The following is a 445-nucleotide window of genomic DNA, read 5'->3' as shown; positions in this document are numbered from 1 at the left end:
CCTCCAGCGCTACTGGGTGGACGCCGACGCGCACGCCGCGGTCGAGGGCTACTCCGAGGACGGCTGGGCGCACTACACCACCGAGGAGGGCTACGTCCTGCGCGGCGGCCGGGACTTCGAGGACGGCCGCTACTGGGCCGACAACGACGGCAGGGTCGCCAGGAACGGCTGGGTCGTGACCGGCGACTTCACCGGCGGGGCGCTCGAGCGCTACTGGGCCGGCTCGAAGGGGGCCTTCCGCGCCGACGGCCTGTTCGACACGGGCCTCGGGTACTGGTCGTACGCCAAGGGCGACACCACGATCCTCCGGGGGAGGCTCCCCTTCGTGGGGGAGGACGGTAAGACCTACGTCTACCTGGCCGACAACGACGGGCGCCTCGCGGGCCCCGGCTGGGTGGTCTCCGACGCGTACGGCCAGGGCCTCCAGCGCTACTGGGTGGACGCC

General features: G+C 72.8%; 1 protein-coding gene. It reads left to right on the top strand.

All coding sequences use genetic code 11. The features are described 5' to 3' along the window. A partial coding sequence (locus H6A23_RS11235; protein ID WP_204832258.1) for a hypothetical protein occupies nt 1-445 on the top strand: 445 nt, incomplete at both ends.

This window comes from Olsenella uli, from assembly GCF_016900775.1.
In the GTDB taxonomy this organism is placed as follows: Bacteria; Actinomycetota; Coriobacteriia; order Coriobacteriales; family Atopobiaceae; genus Thermophilibacter; species Thermophilibacter uli_A.
Note: the sequence above shows the minus strand (reverse complement) of the source record. Positions and strands in the feature narration are given on the sequence as shown.